This is a genomic window from Brucella tritici, from assembly GCF_008932285.1.
GTDB lineage: Bacteria > Pseudomonadota > Alphaproteobacteria > Rhizobiales > Rhizobiaceae > Brucella > Brucella tritici.
Genome location: NZ_WBVY01000034.1, coordinates 1 through 246, shown reverse-complemented (window position 1 = coordinate 246; position 246 = coordinate 1). Strand labels below are relative to the sequence as shown.

The following is a 246-nucleotide window of genomic DNA, read 5'->3' as shown; positions in this document are numbered from 1 at the left end:
TCTATGCCGACGAAGACAACAATGATCGTTCGCTGATCGTGCCTGACGTCAAGCCGAACGCGGTCATTCGCCTCAACAGCGGCACCTATCACGTTGTTTCCAACTATGGCACGGCGAACGCCACCATCGGGCAGAATCGCACTGAGCTTCATTCCACCTGCATCGAGCATCATTATTTCATGACGGGTCGCATTGCCGACGGTAATCCGCTTGGTGGCTCCGGCACGCCCATAGGCCACATGCACC

Annotated in this window: 1 pseudogene; it reads left to right on the top strand. The window is 56.5% G+C overall.

Annotated elements, in window-relative coordinates:
• Positions 1-246: pseudogene (locus tag F9K94_RS24285) on the top strand (hypothetical protein); the annotation flags it as partial.